Genomic DNA, 388 nt, shown 5'->3' with positions numbered 1-388 from the left:
GTTTACTGGTTCAGCGTATGCGGCTGATATAGCTGAATCAACATTCCTGACTCGTGATATCGGCAATGGTCTGTATGAAATGTCTTTTGATGGCAAAAATAATAGTCTCTGGGCAGCATCATCGTCTTCATTCGACAGAGATAAGGGCCACGGAATTGTTTATCAGTTAGAACCATCCACTCTGAAAACAAAATCTGCCGTTAAAATCGCACGTCTTGGGTTTGCCACAGCACTGGATGAGGAACATGAGCGACTTTATATCGGCAATACTCTGGACGGCTCAGTGACGGTCATTGATACTCTAACCGGAAAAGAACTTTCAGTAATTCCGTTAACTGAGGGACAGGATGAGGCTCATTTCAGACCGACCAGAGAAATGGTCATTGAC

Annotated in this window: 1 protein-coding gene; it reads left to right on the top strand. The window is 44.3% G+C overall.

Going from position 1 to position 388, the window contains the following annotated elements:
- Nucleotides 1–388 (top strand): YncE family protein (locus FJV41_RS53090; protein WP_220138082.1); only part of this gene is annotated, 388 nt, incomplete at both ends.

Origin of the sequence: Myxococcus llanfairpwllgwyngyllgogerychwyrndrobwllllantysiliogogogochensis, from assembly GCF_006636215.1 — a bacterium.
GTDB classification, from domain to species: domain Bacteria; phylum Myxococcota; class Myxococcia; order Myxococcales; family Myxococcaceae; genus Myxococcus; species Myxococcus llanfairpwllgwyngyllgogerychwyrndrobwllllantysiliogogogochensis.
This window is presented reverse-complemented; position numbering and strand designations above follow the sequence as displayed.